8 protein-coding genes are annotated in these 16,977 nt (G+C 33.0%); all 8 read right to left on the reverse strand.

Features of this window, described 5'->3' with window-relative positions:
- Positions 1-1,337, reverse strand: a 1,337-nt coding sequence (locus B3J44_RS10995) for a DHA2 family efflux MFS transporter permease subunit (protein ID WP_286968490.1), incomplete at its 3' end; no start/stop codon positions are given.
- A 199-nt stretch (positions 1,338-1,536) separates the two neighbouring features.
- The gene (locus B3J44_RS11000) at positions 1,537-6,207 is read right to left on the reverse strand and encodes a hypothetical protein (protein ID WP_286968491.1); all 4,671 of its coding nucleotides are present in this window, start codon (positions 6,205-6,207) and stop codon (positions 1,537-1,539) included.
- An 89-nt stretch (positions 6,208-6,296) separates the two neighbouring features.
- Positions 6,297-8,753, reverse strand: a complete 2,457-nt coding sequence (locus B3J44_RS11005) for a hypothetical protein (RefSeq protein WP_286968492.1) — start codon at positions 8,751-8,753, stop codon at positions 6,297-6,299.
- 7 nt (positions 8,754-8,760) lie between these two features.
- Entirely contained in the window at positions 8,761-10,104 is a 1,344-nt protein-coding gene (locus tag B3J44_RS11010; RefSeq protein WP_286968493.1) for a PKD domain-containing protein, read from the reverse strand.
- An 81-nt stretch (positions 10,105-10,185) separates the two neighbouring features.
- Positions 10,186-11,496: an IPT/TIG domain-containing protein gene (locus tag B3J44_RS11015; protein WP_286968494.1), complete on the reverse strand. Its 1,311-nt coding sequence runs from the start codon at positions 11,494-11,496 to the stop codon at positions 10,186-10,188.
- A 17-nt stretch (positions 11,497-11,513) separates the two neighbouring features.
- On the reverse strand, positions 11,514-12,359 hold the full coding sequence (locus B3J44_RS11020; protein WP_286968495.1) for a hypothetical protein: 846 nt from the start codon (positions 12,357-12,359) through the stop codon (positions 11,514-11,516).
- Positions 12,360-12,554: 195 nt separating this feature from the next.
- Positions 12,555-13,313, reverse strand: a complete 759-nt coding sequence (locus B3J44_RS11025) for a hypothetical protein (RefSeq protein ID WP_286968496.1) — start codon at positions 13,311-13,313, stop codon at positions 12,555-12,557.
- A 7-nt stretch (positions 13,314-13,320) separates the two neighbouring features.
- Complete coding sequence (locus B3J44_RS11030; protein WP_286968497.1) at positions 13,321-16,977, reverse strand: fibronectin type III domain-containing protein; 3,657 nt, start codon at positions 16,975-16,977, stop codon at positions 13,321-13,323.

The following is a 16,977-nucleotide window of genomic DNA, read 5'->3' on the forward strand; positions in this document are numbered from 1 at the left end:
GTAAAGACAGCCAATGCAATAAAAGTATATTGAAATGCTTTTACAGGGTTTAAATTAAATATGCCATCCTGAAATAAAGAAAGTGCGAGACTAGAAACAGAAACTCCAAAACTTACCGAAAGCTGTTGCATGATAACTAACATTGTATTTCCTCCGCTGGCGGTATCTTGATCTAAATCTGAAAGCGTAATGGTATTCATAGCAGACATTTGTATAGAGGTAAAAACTCCATAAAATATCATTAGCAAAATATAGTAACCAATCGGAGTTTCTTTTGTTACAAATCCGAGAACAATTAAAACCACTCCGAGCAAAATGGTGTTGCTTATTAATACAGTTCTGTATCCAAAAAACTTTATGATGTTTACCATAAAAGGTTTCACTGCAACATTGGATATAGCAGAAGGCAAGAGCAATAAACCTGAAACAGAAGCCGAATAACCAAAACTAGTCTGCAACATTAGCGGCAAAAGCAACGGCAGTCCGCCAATTCCTAGTCTAGTAATTAAACTTCCCATTAATCCTATTTTTAAGGTTCTAATATTTAAAAGATGTAGATCGATAATAGGTTTTTCGGTTTTTTTATAGTGAATGTAATAAAACAAAGAAAGCAGTCCGAATAGAAACAGCAGGCTTAATATTACAATCATATGCATTCTTCCGCTTCCTATAAGTTCTAAAACCAAAGTAATAGAAATCAATGCCAAACTAAAATACACCAATCCTCTAAAATCGAATCTTCCTACCGCATGTCTAAAATTAGGCATAATACGATACGCCATCGAAATTCCGATAAGGCCTATTGGAATATTTATTAGAAAAATCCAATGCCAGCTAAAATTATCAGAAAGAAAACCTCCTAAACTTGGACCGGCAACCATTCCTAATAATCCAAATAAGGTTATAAAATTCATTGTTTTAAGCAGTTGATTTTTGGGGTATTGGTACAAAATAGCCAGTCGGGCAATTGGTACCATCATAGAAGCGCCAACTGCTTGTAAAACACGCGCCATATTGAGTGTTCTTAAATCAACAGAAAGAGCACAAAACAAAGACCCCATGATAAATAGAAATACAGCAATCATAAACATCGTTCTAGTTCCAAACTTATCTGCCAGCCAACCAGAAAGCGGTATAAACATAGCTAATGTGAGCGTATAGGTTACAATAACCGAATTCATTTCGGTTGCCGAATACCCCATATCTTTGGCTATAGACGGTAACGAAGTATTAAGAATTGTACCATCTAATGATTGCATAAACATGGCAATTGCCGTTACCCACGGAAGCAGATATACTGCATTTTGTTCTTTCTTTTCTTCTTTGTTATCCTGCATTTCTTACTTTTAGATAATACACTGATTTTTAAGCCTACGTAAATTAATAAAAAAAACTTAAAAATCCTTAAGAAATCTAAATGTCTAGAATGTCAAAACCCGTTTGAGAATTCTCAAACGGGTTTTCTGTTTATTTATCTATTTTATTTCGATCTTTTTCAAATAAGAATCATAAAGTTCTATAGTCTGTTTCTATAACTTACCTAAAGTTATTATTGTTTCTGTATTTGTAAACATATTCATTTGCTTGTTTATTTCCTGGCAAATTATACTTCATTACTATTTCGTAATTTCCATATCGCATAAATTGGAAAATACTACTAACAAATCGCTGAGAAAGTGCTGCAAAACCAGGTTCTCCGTTAATGTGTGAGTTGATTATTTGGTTATTTAAATCGACCCAATCTTCTTTGTAAAGCAATGGCATATTGTATTTAAATGGAAAATTACTTTTTGTCCATGCCTGATTAATATCGTTTTCTAAGCTGGTCATATAATACGCATTTAACGGAATTGCTTTTGCTGGAATAACTCCTAACTCAGCAGTATCTCTATTGGTTATAGAAAAAGTACCATTTAAAGGATAATCTTTGTACAAATAAGGATAAATATCTGTTGTAAAATATTGGTCGTTTAATTTAGATTCTGCCGTTATTACAGGTTTGTTGTCAGTATAAGCAACTCCTCTTAATTCTACTAAATCAAAAGCCTCTTGACTTGAAATAGTGTTACTTAAATAAATTACATCTGAATATAAAACTCCAAAATTATAGCTTTGTGTATTGATTGCATTCATCTTAGACGAAAAAGTCTTGTATTTACTTGTATTGAATGAATACGTTAAACGATCAATACTTCCTTCGGCTTTAGATAAAGCATCTGCCTGATTTTCTTTTATTTGTATATCGTTACCTTCGTCGCTAATCGTATTTGCTTTTGTATTCGATGTTGTACTTTTCGATGCGTTATTCTGCTTTAAATTACTAACAATTGAGAAATTATATTTCTTTTCCTGATCAATATTCGGAAAGTTATAATACACTTCATTTGAAGACGTATCATAATTAAATACGATAGCCTTTGAGTTGGAAGTTCCGTCTTGATCAACCTTAATACTTGTCTCCCAACTTGAGTCTTCAAACAAATAATCTTGACCGCGTTTAAGCTGAATGTATCCTTTTGGATATTCTTCTTCAAGGAAATACTTTTGATCTACAACTGGGTACGAAAATTTAATATTATTAAGCGGAATATGATTTGGTGCTCCTCCTGTTGTAAACATTCTTTCTTCGTATTCTGTAGCAATTTTTCCGTCTACTTTTATAGGTTGGAATGCGCCATTTACCATTTTTTGGAAACTTACCTCAACTTGAACTTTCAATTCTTTATGAGGCGGAAGAATGTCAGTTGAAACAAAATTAACTTTGTCTTTTAAAGCGCTCCACTCAAAAGTTCCAGGAATTTCTTTTGTTCCGTCAAATACTTTAAATTTTTCTAATATTACTTTGTAAGTCACATCGCCTGAATCTTCAGGAATTACAAAAGCTTCATTAACTTTCATTGAAAATGCGGCTTGTGGCACAGCAAAAACATCTATATCTGTTGAGCTTTGTTTTGGAGTTACATCGGTTATCAGTTTTACACCTCCTAATGGCGATGCATTTTCAAATTGGCATTCTTCACCAATTTCAAATTTAAACCTGAATTTTCCTTTTATCAATCCGCCTAAGATATTCATGTTTCCGGCCATATAGCCTCTCATCCAAACTGGATTTGGCAATTTTGCCTGTAATAAAACGGCTGCTCCACCAGAAATAATTGGAACTTTTAATTTTAAGAATGATAACTTAACTCTAATTCCAAGTTCTCCCTGCAGGTAGGCATAAGATTGTCCATTGGCATACCACCCGTTTATACCAACTTTGCTTCCTGTATTAGAACATCTTGCTTCTTGGTAATCTTTAAGCATAATATCGAATCCCATTCCTGCTTGAAAACGTGCGTAAAAAAGCAGGAAGCTTAAATCTCCTGTATCAAAATCTAAACTAGCTCCAAAGGCAACACCTCCTCCATTTGCCAACGCATTTTCGTCGCGCATATAGTCCAATTCTTTTAAATCGACACCCAAAATTTGGGCTACTTGCGGCGGCGGCGGCGGACTTCCAGGAAGCACTGTTCCTGCCATAAAATAACTGGTAGTTTTTAAGTACATTCCAGCAACTCCTATTTTAATACCACATCGGTCGTCTGGCGTTCCCATGTACATATACCAATCTTTTGGATCTTTGTGGAAAACTCCCCAAACGGCTCTACCTCCTTCTCCAATTCCCGAAATGAAATTTCCTGGTGTGTTAATGTATACATCGGTAGTGGCATGCATCGATTTATTTTCAAAATCAAATTCGATAGCTGCTGCCATTTTTATTCCTACTGCAGCAGATAAATCGCCTGGTATTGATTCTTTTGCTGCTGGAATATATTTACTGGCAAAAGAACCTTTAAGGTCATTTTCTGTTATTCCTAAAAAGCTTTTCTTGGCTGTAACATTTGAAGCTACTTTACCCATTAAATCGGTAACATTTTTAAGCCCTGGAATTTTGGCCATAACATTGGCTTTACCAAAAATAGCTAATCTGTTTATTCCTCCATTTGAGTTAAATGCAATTTCAAAACCAGCTTCACCATCGCAAACAGATTCTGTACCAATAGAAAAATAAATTAAAGCTTTAAGTCCTAAACTTATCTTTTCATCTGGAGTATAACTCAATCCTGATAGCGAAAAATCTGCAATGGACAGATCCTGATTTCTTCGCATTTTATAATAGGCTCCCCCACCAAAACCATTAATCATAAATGGCGAAGGCACAGGTGGCCATTTTACAGCAGAATCAAAGTACCAATACCTAAAAGTAGATCGCCCAAAAATAGCTTTTGCCTGAACATTTACAACACCAACAACATCAACCATCAAGTCAGCATTAAATCCGTTACCATATACAGGGTCATTTTCCATTAGGATAAGACCACCTTTAATAATTAATCCACTAAACTTGCAATCTATGTTTATGGCCGAAAGATCCAGACCGTCATATCGGCTTTTTTGCCTATACCCATCATCGTACATCTTACCTTTTATTCCAATTCTAGCTGTAGCTCCTGCTCCAATGCTTTCCATTAAATTAATTCCTAAATCAAAATCAATTCGGGAATCATCTCCATTAATGGCTACATTAATGTTTCCGATAGAAACAGGAAAATTAGCAAAACCAACAGTGCCTTTGTACCCCATATTTCTAACCGAAATAATAGGCGAAACAGTCTGCAATTGAAGGTTTTCAAACGAAATTCCTTTAAAGTCTACCATTTTCTTGCCTTCGACATCTTTATCGTCAGTTGCTCCTTTATTGGTTCCAAAAGAAACCGAACCGTTTAGATTGGCTTTAGGCAAAAATCTTCCGTTGACTAATTTTAGCTCGACAGAACTATTGGGCAGCAATAATGCTTTTGCTTTCCAGATGTCAAAAGCTATGGAATCTTTTGTTATCACAACCAATTGCTGCTCTTCCATAGAAATGAATCCGTTGTATTCTAAACCAGCTCTATTGGTCTGTTTTGGTTTAGCAGAATCGGTTCCTGTATTGGTTGCTGGAGTTGTAGCCGTTTCTTTTTTCTCTGGTGCAGCTTTGCTAATTGGTAAAAGAATCTGTCCTTTTAAATTTGCTTTTACAAAAGTATTAGCGGCAATAGTTACATCTATATGGTCTAAAGAATAGGCCCATGATTTTTCTTGACTAGTGATTCCTCGATCTAAAGGAAAAACATTGTCTGCATAAAAAGTTCCCGAAACTCCAAATTTATCGATAATAAGATTTTGTGCACCTACATGAAGCCTTTCTTTACTTGAAGCAGTATCTGTAGTTTGAAATTCTTTTGGCAGACCTACATCAAAAGTCTGGACAAAAACCCCTTTCCATGATTCCTGACTTGGAACCAAAAGCGAGTTTTTTGCATAATATTCCGGAAAAACAACTACAGGATCATTTTTTAGATCACTTAAATCTAAAACAGCATTGTTTACCAAAAATTGAAAATTGCCATCAAAATCTTTTCCGTTTCGTTTGTCTTTTAAAACGAATGGCTGCAAACTTACATTTAACAAAATATCATTCCAGCTTCCTGCTGTAAAATTAAATTCTCCTCGAACTCTATTTGGTATTGGAACAGTTTTTCCGTTATAATATGTTTTAGGAATTGTTGTTTTTGCTTCATCAACTGTTTTTGTCAACGGATCAATTGGCAGAATTAAATCTCTAGAAAACTCAACTGCCCCAGAAATTTTCATTTCTTTAAAACCATCACAATCTATCTTTACATAAGTCAGATCATTTACGTTTCCTGTCGCCATATCGAAACCTCCATAGAGAGAAACTTGCCATTTATCCTCATTAAACGGAATGTCAACATTACCCAACAATACCAATTTGGCTTCACCCATAATACCTCCCTGATGCGATAATTTTACATTATCTGCACCAAAGAAAAGCTGCATGGGCTGTCCTGTTTTTTTATCTTTCTGCGGAATATCAACTCTACAGAAAACAGTCAAAGTTGTATACTCCGGCGTAAAAGTGGCCTTTGTAACTCCAATAGAATATTGAATGTTATTTACTGTATTACGAATACCAATAGGCAGTTCTACCAAATCTTGATTTGAAAATTTATCTACCCAACGGTCAGCGGCTTCAATCTTTTGTATTGAACTTGAAGCAGCGCTTAGTTCTTTTGGAGGTGCAATCTCCTGTCCATAAGAAAAAACAACCGAAAGCATGATAAGCAGTGCAGCAAAATGTATTTTGTAATTTTTTTTCATAAGCAAATCATTCTGTTTTTTTGAAAAATAAAGCATACCGACTTCTTTTATATTTTGACTCTTTCGAACTATAAAGAGTTTTTTTTCTATTAATTATTCTTTATAAACTTAAAATCGACTTCATCATCTTTAACATTTTTAAGTGCCAAATCATGATAGAATGGAATTAATTTGATTTTTATTTCTTCGATTATAGCTGCCTCTGTTTTTTTCTCTTTCATCATTTTAAAGAAATCTCCAAGTTCTTCTTTATTAAAAGCAGAAAGATTTTCATTTTGATGAATTTGATCTACAGGTGTATTTGAAAGTATTCCCATCTCATTATACATCCATCGATGAACTAGTAAAGGCTGTAACTTTTTATTTTTTCGATCTACAAGTTTCAAATACGAATTGTAACTCACTTTATCTGTTACATCTTTTGCATCTACACCGTGCATTTTATGCTTGTTAACTCTTCCTAAAGCCATAACATAATCATTCTCGTATCCTTCGTCTTTACGAACCATTTCTTCTCTCAAACTTTTTACAGTTTCATGAATATAATTGTCGTATTTATTTAAGATGTCATTATTTAAATCGTACGCCTTTAAATAATTTAAAGCTTTTTCTTTGAAGCTATCATCATCGGGAGTCAAAGTAGTTAGCGTTAATAGATGCTGTAATTCCTCTGAATCTTCTTTAGGCATCGGACGAAGTGCTGACTGCATATCTTGTAGCTGCTTGATAATTTCGTCTCTTGTTCCTTCGTATGTTTTGTCTTTGTAATTTATTTTTAGAATCGGATTTAAAACCTCTTCTTTTTCTTTTTTAGGTTCTTTTTTGGCTGGCAGTTTTATTTTATCTAATGAACAAGTGTAATTTAAAGTAGCTGTTAAATCGTTGAATTTGGCAGTATTAGTACTGCTTCTAAACATTGAAATGACATTTAAGCCAAAATTATGTCTCTGATACATTACATAACTATTATTAAACTTAATTCCAAAAACAGAACTTGAATTCATATTGCCTTGCGAATTATTGTAAAGGAAGCCAAGATTGGTATTCAGCTTGTCTTTAAATAGTTTTTTAGAAGCTCCAACTGAAGCTCCCATAGAAGAATTGTTATTTCTGCTTACTTCATTTTTAGTATAATTAAGCGAACTGTTTAAGGAAACTTTAGTGGTAAGAAAACTAACCGTATGTGCCAAATTATAATTTTGAACCGTGCTCGCCTGACCTTTTCTGATTACACCTCCTTGTTCATTAGCTTGTCCTGCAATGCTATAATTGAAGTTTAAATTTTGATTTCTTTTTTTTCCGAAAGCATACGACATATTTACATTGGCATTTTGAGACAATTGTCTGTAATCTAACGTATCTGCTTGCACAACATTTGGATTGTTTATAAGCTCAAACTGATCTAACTTTTTATTGGTATAAGTAGAAAAATTAGAATAGCTTCCCGTAATGTTGATTTGATCTGTTACTCTGTAATTCATGTTAATAGATCCAACAACACGCTTTGTATCTTGTTTTTTGACTTTATCTAAATCATCCTTCTGAAATCCTAAACTGGTAGAAACTGTAATTTTATCATGATAAAAAGGTCTTGCAAAACGCAACGCAATGTTTTCTAAGTCATTATTAAAATATAATGCCCCAAGCGTATTATAATTTGGGTCAATACGCTCATAGGTTAATCCAACAGTACTTTTTTGAATATTGTAATCAAAATTAACATTGAAGGCATTCATGTAGCTTGTACTTTCTTTGCCAGAAAATATCTTATCTCGAAAACCTCCGCCAGAAATACTTTCACTTCTTGTATCATCTGTCAGTACAGACAAGGCATACTCCACATTAAAATTTAAGTTTTTTACCAAAGAAGTACTAAAAATCAAACTGTTTACAAAGTTTTCTTTTGGCGTAACTCCATTATCATTTACCATGTTTAATGAACTGGCATCGTCTTTGGCATAAAAACCAATCCAGCCTAATTTATATTGCGGTTTCTCAAAACCTACTTTTGCTCCATAACCAAAACGCTGATAGATCGGAACTCCGCCAGAAGCATTTTCTGCTGAAACTGCTTTAAGAAGCTGCCCTCCCATCAAAGATATTTTAAAGGGACTATTTGGTGTCAATTCTAATCCGACTCCTTTAAACGGATAACCGCTTAATGTGTAAGGAGAAAATGTCATGCTTACATTTCCAATATATGCTTTTACCCATTTGTACTTAGGCATAATGCTTAATCTATTAAAATCAAATGGAGCAGTATATCCTAAATTATTTCCTTGGTTGGTAAAACTATAAAATAACGGAACACTAAAATTAAAAGCACTAATATTCAAACTTCCTGAAAAGAGATACGTGAAAGGTTCACGTGAATTTTCCATATTAGAATTGTAGTACATCATATTGGCATTAATATTACCTGTTACCTTAAAATTAGGTTTATAAAAATTCTGCAAATCTATATCCTGTGCATATCCTTTCCTGCAAAAACAACAGGCCAAAACAATACATAACCAAAACAAGATTTTATTATTTATTATCTTCATTTACTGGTTATTGTTTTTGGACTTTGATATCGCATAAAATGTAAGAACTTGTACCGTTCTTTACCATTTCTTTAATTTTAATGGCGCCTTTTCTGCCGTCTTGCGTTTTAAATAAAATAATTTTCGGATAGGTAAAACCAAATTCCTGTGCTCCTCCAGCGGTGTAACTTATATTTAATGATTTTATGGGCGTATCATTTTCCATACTATCAAACTGCGCTTCGGTAAAATTTAAACCGCAATTGCACAAGTTTTGTGAGTTTACAAAAATGGTGCTTTGCGCATTTTTTAATGCTAAAAACCCGTAGTTATTGGCCTGATCTGGAGAGATAAATCTATTGTAGGTAAAATTGCTGTTTAACCCTTGAAATACAATATCTATTAAAGCGCTATTCTCATCGTTAATTTCGTTTGCTTTGTAAACTTCGCGCGTTACTGTAGAAAACATTGCACCAATGTTGTTGCCATTATGTGCTGTGTTAATTCCTAATTTTATATTGGCAAATGTGCGAAGGTTTGTGTCTGGTAACACTGTAATTGTCGATTTGAAAACTTGGCTTGTTTTGTCGTTCGACGCTTCCAAAATAACTTCATGAGTTCCTGCATTTGCAAAAACAACTGTTGGATTTTCTTCTGTAGAAACCGCTGGGTTTCCGCCTTCAAATGTCCATTTATAGCTTGTTACACTGACTGATTGGTTTGTAAAATCAATTGTTACAGAAGCTTCGTAATCATCATCTTCAAATTTTGGTTTATAGGTAAACAGACTCACCAAATATGGATTTACTGTAATAGTCTTAGTCTGCTTATCAGATTCAAAGCCATTCGATACCGTCAAAGTTATGGTATGTTCTCCTGGAGTTGTAAATACTACGTTTGGAGGTGTTTTTCCTGTAAAAGAAGCTGGCGATCCGTCCTGAAATTCCCACTTAAAAGTTAATCCTTCTCCAATAGTCGAATTCTTTAAAACTACCTCAACTGGAGAATAATTGCTTTTTACAATTTCATGCGTAAATTCAATATTGATTCCGTCTTTTATTTCAACAGTTTTAGTGAATTCTTGACTTTCTCCGTCTACATTTTTTGCTATTAATTTAATGGTATAAGTTCCCTGCTTGCTGTATAAAATCTCGCCAGGATTTTTAGAATTTGAAACAGAAGGATTCCCTCCTTCAAATGTCCATTCATACGTATCTGCACCCGTTACTTTATTATCAATTTTAATAATAACGGGTATAGATTCATCCTGATCAACATAAGAAGTGGTAAACTCACCTTCTATGGCTATAGCAGTCTCTTGATAACAAGAAGTAATAACAAAAAATAAGAATAAGAGTAAAGTTTTTTTCATTCAGTGCATTTTAAAACACTGCAGTTATTAAAAAACCGCAGTGCTTTTTATTGTATAATTTGAATTTCTATCCCTTAAAAATTACAAGTAACGTTTGATGATTTTATCTGTAGCTAAAGCCCAAACAATATTATTTTTGTAAGCAATTGATTTTATAGGCTGTCCATGTGTATAATCAAGAGTCCATGTCACACCGCCATCTACTGTTTTGTAGATTTTATTTTCTAAAACAGCCCAGCCTGTATTACCGTCTTTAAAAGTGAATTTTGTAAATTTTTCTCCTGTATAAACTTTAGCCCAAGTATCGCCACCATCTGTAGTTTTATAAAAGGTGCTAGAAGTTGCTCCATTAATTAAAAGAAAACCGTTTGCTTTATCAGCGAAAGATATTTCATTAACAGACGAATTTGGTTCATTCTCCAAATAATGTTCTTTCCAACCATCTGTTTCATTATTTTTAAACAAAACAAATGGGTATCTTACTGTTTTTATCGTTTTTTGTCCAGCTACCCAGATATGATTGTTATCAATTTCTATAGATTTATTGACAGATCCTCTATCATAACCTTCATCGTTTAAATGTGCATCATAAACTTGTGTAAAGTCAACTCCGTTAGAAGTTGTGAAAACATCTCCAAATTGCGTAACAATAGTTCCATTTGTCATATTATCGTCTACATATAAACAATATGAAGTCTGCACATCTTTTACTTCACCAAAATTTGCAAATGTGTCAATTCCTAAATAACCTCCTTTAGCAATTTTTGAAATTCCAAAACCTGTGTGAGACCACCCTTCATCATTTTTAGTAGCATAGAATCCAGCACTAAAACCATTAACTGCCCATTGATTCCAAGTAACTCCACCATCTAATGTTCTATAAACACGTGCCCCAGTTATATCTGAGTTTAGATACATTACTTTATCATTAATAACCATAATGCGTGGTATTCCACCATCCTCTTTTAGCGTATTCTCTTGCGTTACCCAACTTGTCAGTGAAGGAGCTGGAAGAATAGCAATATTTCCGTTATAACCATTCGTAATCTCATTATAGATCTCTTTATCTAAGATTGTTATAATAATCTTTGGTAGTATTTTTTCGGTTTGTGGCAAAACGAATTTAATTTCGGTAGCTGAAGTCGAAACAATTGTTGCTGCCAATCCATCAAAAGTTATTTTGATGTCACTTATTTTGTCTGGAAAATTTTCTCCAGTTATTGTAATTGTTTCACCTACTTCACCAGCGTTTTTAGAATACGCCGTTAATTTTGGTGTTTTTACCACCACTACTGGCTGTTCTGGTGTTGCATCATTTGAATCTGAACTACAACCATTTAACACCAATAAGAATTGTAATAATGTAATTGCTAAAACTTTGTTTTTCATCATTTTACCTATTTCTATAATTATTTAGTTGTATTATATCTACTACCTAATGTATAACCATTACCAACCAATGCCCTTACAACATTCATTGCTGTAATATCTTGGCCCATTTTGTAACCTACTGGATTTCCTCTATTTTCGAAAGCTGCTTTAAAGACTTTTCCGTCAAATGTAATTACCTCTTGATTTAACAACTTTTCATATCTGCTAAAAGTTCCGCCTCTGGCGAACCATGTACCAATTAAATTATTATCAAGATCTATAACCTCATACTTTAAATCTCCGTTTGGAGAAGGTGAAGTCACTTTTATAAACCCAATTCTTTTATCGTCTATATTCTCATTTTGTGCTTTAATGCTAAAAATAGTACCATAATCATCAATCGCTAACTGATACGTATCTGCAATTTTATTAGCATTATCTATTTCTCCTTGAGCTCCCAAACGCTTTGTCGCTATACCTGCCGATGTCCCGTTAATAAAACTTTCGATTACTTCTTTGTTTAAGCCTTCTACTCCTATCATATCTCTGTCTAATAATTCATAGACAATACTGCGGTCGTAATTGAAGGAACTGAATTTTCTGCTTTTGTTCTTAAATTCTAATTCATTTGATTTTCCCGTCGTTTCATCTTTAATTTCAATCCATGGCAATACCAAAGATTCTTCGTTTGGAGCTTTCTTTAATTCTGCCGTTATGGAATAATTTTTATCTACACTGAAAATTGTAAACAACGGTTTTTTGCCCTCTACAAATCCTATTGTTTTCTCGTCTAATTTTATTTCTCCTTTGTCAATTTTTAGTTTTTGTGCAAAGCTGCAAAGGCTAATTAGCATTACTATTAGGGTTAAATGATATTTTTTCATGTGTAAATTTTTATTTTTTTTGTTTTTTATCAAATATGCAACTCCTTTTTTTTAATTAATATATACTTGAGCAAGCTGTACATTCTAGTAGAGAAAATTATGCCTTATTTATTTCTATAAACTTGCGGTCCGGCAATAAAATAAATTACTTACATGGGAATTTTTTCACCCTTCAAAACAATTATACTTCCAAGATTATTTTAAAAAATCAGGCAATTCCACTTTATTTATTTGCATTTTTAATTCTTTAGTAAACTTGTCGAAAGTATATAATTCATTTCCATATTCACCCCATCGCAATCTAAATTCATCTTTTTTCCACCCCTCAACATAAAAACTTTGCGGTGTGGTGAGCAACGTTATAACATCGCTATTAGGCTTTATAATTGGTGTTTCTTTATTTCCTAGATAATAATATTCTATACTTTGCATTTTAGTATCTTCAAATGCTAATCTGTAATCAGAATTTTTAAAATTTAATAGTTTCTCGACCCAACACTTATATAATTTATTACTTGTACTAACAAATCCCGTTTCATTAGTGTAAAATCCATCTTTTAAAACTTTGTTGTATGCTTCATCTAGCAAATCAATTTTTTGATTAAAGTGATATGCGTAATCCTTAAAACTTTTATAAATTGTATCTAATAAAAAAAGACGTTTTTGTTCATCGTCTAAACTCAAAAAATATTTTTCTGAAATATTAAACGTTGCTGTTCCAATATTATCAATCTCTCCATCTCCTAAACTATAAAGTTTTTCAATGAAATTATTTTCATCACAATTTCTACATGAAAATCGTAAAACATTTGTGTTCTCAATTTCATATTGATATTTTATTTTACTCAAAAAAAGATGTCCGATATCAGAAAGCATGTTTCCTAAAGGAGCTTCCGTTTCTTTTTGAAAAAACGTAAATTGAAACCTAACATCTTGTATTTTCATTTTTTTCATAACCATATTATTTTCCGTACTGAATCAACATATCTTTTAACCATTTTATAGCTCGTAACCTTCTTTCTTCTGTTACTTTTCTACCTTCCATATCTTCATCCCATTGTTTGTCTCTAACAAAACAAGGAAGATAATGATGAGATGGCATATTACCTCCATTACTTATGACATATGCTGCTGTTAAAGACTTTTCAACTGCATGAGTCATCTCTTTCGAGATTCCTGTAATTACCCAACCATAATAAAACTTATAATTTTCAGGATTATTTTCTTTTTCAAATTTAACACATTGCCTTTCAGGTCTCATATTACAATTCTCATCATAATCATCTGTACAAGTCATTCCGTACTTAGCAACAGAAACATCACTATTTGGCGCTACTTTCCAAATTACATAAACTTTACAGTTACCACCATATAAATCCTTTGATACAGCATGAGGAATTGTAATAGGTATATCTGCTGGAATATCTTTTGAGTAGACATTATTATCAGCAAGGTCACTGATATTGTTTAGTGTGTTTGCAGCTGTCAAGACCTTTTTTATGTTTTCGGCAAGTTTTTCTGACACATATGGTAGTTTAGCAATAAGATCACTACTAGCAAAAACAGTAATAACTGCATTTTCAACCGCTAATGTTGTTGAATGACTTTTAATTCCTCCATCAGTATTTTTAGTTAATTGTTGCCATTCTTCTTCGGAGAGACCAGTACTCATACTTAATACTACCTTTCCCAAAGTAGGCACAAATATTTTAGGATCACTGCCTACTTGATCTTTAATACCAACAAAATCATTAAATGCTTTATCACGAGCTTTTTTATCTACTGATAGATCATAGACTAGAGTTCCTATACTCGTTAAACTAGTAACTTTTGTCGCTACTACTTCAACAGAACCCGTTACCAAACCTGGAGCTTTTATGATAGCTTTCTCTTCTGGATAATCTGAATATGTTTTCTTCTCTATTTTACCAGTTTTAATTAGTGATGTAACTAATCCAAGCGCCTCATAGCCTATTTTGTAAACATATTCATTTTCATCAATTTCCATCTTCTTTCCATCAGCATAGACTTCTTTATCCTCATTCAATTTAAGACCTGCCTGTTTTGGTGTTTTGGTTGGAGTGTTGGCATTGGCAGCATTAAAAAATATATTTCCTTGCTTTTTAATGTGATCTGCCATTTCTTTTAAATCTGCAGTTTTTCCATTTACAATAGACAAATTTTTTCTAAAACCTAATGCCTTATATTCAATAACTCCTTTGCTATTTATTGCATAACGTATTTTTACATCCTGACCTTCAGTCCAATCTCCATTGTTAATCTGATCATCTGTTAAAGGTTTTTCTACCTTTTCAACTTTATTGTTATAAAAACGATAAACTTCGTTATTATAGAAAAACTCTACAGATTGATTGCTTCGAGCTGATTCTGCTAACGCAGGTAAAATAAAATTAACCTTATTGTCAGTATAGCATAATTTAACTTCCTCCGCTATCTCTTTCTCCGTTTTTTCTAAAACTTTTGTTCCTGCGCTACATATTTCTTCAGAAGGATATTTTACTGCACATTCAACTAATTGATTATCGCTATGAACAACTGTTAAGAATGTTTCTTTTTGTGTATTAAAAGCTTTTTTTGTACTTTCTAAAAGTTTTGCATCTAAAGTATTTGCCTGTTTAGATTCTATCTTTTTAAATTTAAACTCTCCGTTAATCAAATTTCCGAGAACACAGATAAACCTTTCTTTATTATATGGGCTGAATGAAATAGTTGAAGTACCTAATTTGTCAATCTGAGGTTTGGCAACTTTCTTTTCTTCACTACATTTTTTACATTTTATTACCGTTTCTAAATCAAGAAAAGCAACTAATTCTTCAAATAATTTATTTGTTTCGTTTATTACATTAATTAAATCTTTTTGGGCTTTTGACTCCTCTATTTTACTTTCAAATTCTGTTACTTTAGGAATGCTATTTTCTATTGAAGCTGTAAAGGTGTTACCTGCAACTTTTGCAATATCATCTTTTACACTTTGTGGTAAATCACTAGAGTTAAAAAGAAGATCAAATTTTTCTTTTAATTCTTTCTCATAAGCGATCCATTTTTCATTAAACTCCTCCTGATTTTTTATTCCTCCTTTATTATCATTTAATAAATCTTCTTTCTTGTTTATTAAGTCTGTAATAGAATCTAAAAGATCTACTATAAGTTCTTTTACATCTACAACATTTCCCCATTGAGGATTATAACTGGTCTCAACAACCCCACTTATTAATTGATAATCGGTATTTATTACGATATCCTTAAACTCTACTGCAATTTTAGTATCGGCTAAATAAGGAACAATGATATACCCACGTCCTGAATATGGGCTGTTTTCTCCTTGCAGTTCTAAAATTGTAACAGGGAAATCGCCGGCCTTGAAAGTTTCGCTTTGAATTAAATTGGTAAGCGGTTTTTGATTCTGGATATTGATTTGCGGTACAATACCACAATTATATGCAGGAACTCCATTACTTTCAGTTGGTGTTGTAAAAGTACTAGTGTTGGAGTAAGTAAATGACTGAACGCCATCTTCGGCTGGATCACAACTTGATCCCACTCTAAATTCGTAGGTAACACCTGGCTCTAAATTGGTAATTAAACTCTGCCTATTTAAACTATTTGACGAGAACCATTGTGCATTACGAACATCTTGTTTTTTGTATTGCACTTGATATCTTGTGTGTTCTGGAATTCCTTCCCAAGTAATTTTTACACTTTTTGAACTTTGGGCTTCGCTTAATAAAAACGTTGGCGCAGCACAAGACGCAGTGTATTTAAAAGAATATATTTCGCTATATCCATCATTTTTGAAAACAGAATTTTCTGAAAGTCCTGTTGTAGAAATTGCCCTTACTCTCCATGCATAACGCAAACCTGGAGTAAGTATTGGCATGCTCAAATTGTATAAAACAGCTGTGCCATACAAAGTTTCTTCATATAAAGTTGGCGACATTTGAAACCCAATTTGAGGATCTAATGTTGGATCTAAAAGCTGTTTTAGCTCAAATTTATAGGATATGTTTGTTGCATTGATCTGACGTGGTGTCCATGTAAATAAAATATTAGGAAACTCTGTTGAAGCAATTTGCTCGTTTTTTTGTGGCGTATTTAATAACGGCGGATCATTTAATATTAAATATAAATTGGCGCAGCTTTTCTGAGATATTTTTTGATTGGTTATAAAATCGTACATCTCAAAACAAAAATTATACATTCCCTCTGGCAACGGATTCGCATATTGCGCCGGAGTCATTCCTTGCAGGTTTTCTAACCTAAAAAGCGATGCAATATCAACATTGGTTAAGGTTTGCAGTTCCCCTCCATTTATATATATCGGCCTTTGTTCTTGTGCATAATCAGACGTTTGAATATTTAGTCCGTTGCCTTGTATGTATAGTTTTAAGCGTACTCTTCTTTGCGATATCGAAATATCGGTCGGATTAATCAGCAATTGCATCTTTGTATCCATGCTTGTTGCATAATCGGATATTTTGACGCTATATGGACTATTAAAAACTGGTGTTAACTGAACTGGATATAATTGCGCATATCCTACTACATTAAAAAACAGAAATAGAACAAAGAAATATATGTTATTGAAAAGGTTCTTCAT

This window comes from Flavobacterium sp. UBA4854 (assembly GCF_002399805.1).
Classification (GTDB): Bacteria; Bacteroidota; Bacteroidia; order Flavobacteriales; family Flavobacteriaceae; genus Flavobacterium; species Flavobacterium ginsengisoli.

Bases quoted from the DNA above. Each gene is read 5' to 3' on its own strand.
- B3J44_RS11010 (WP_286968493.1), bottom strand. From the start codon at position 10,104: ATGAAAAAAACTTTACTCTTATTCTTATTTTTTGTTATTACTTCTTGT.
- B3J44_RS11020 (WP_286968495.1), bottom strand. From the start codon at position 12,359: ATGAAAAAATATCATTTAACCCTAATAGTAATGCTAATTAGCCTTTGC.
- B3J44_RS11015 (WP_286968494.1), bottom strand. From the start codon at position 11,496: ATGATGAAAAACAAAGTTTTAGCAATTACATTATTACAATTCTTATTG.
- B3J44_RS11000 (WP_286968491.1), bottom strand. From the start codon at position 6,207: ATGAAAAAAAATTACAAAATACATTTTGCTGCACTGCTTATCATGCTT.
- B3J44_RS11005 (WP_286968492.1), bottom strand. From the start codon at position 8,753: ATGAAGATAATAAATAATAAAATCTTGTTTTGGTTATGTATTGTTTTG.
- B3J44_RS11025 (WP_286968496.1), bottom strand. From the start codon at position 13,313: ATGAAAAAAATGAAAATACAAGATGTTAGGTTTCAATTTACGTTTTTT.
- B3J44_RS11030 (WP_286968497.1), bottom strand. From the start codon at position 16,977: ATGAAGAACCTTTTCAATAACATATATTTCTTTGTTCTATTTCTGTTT.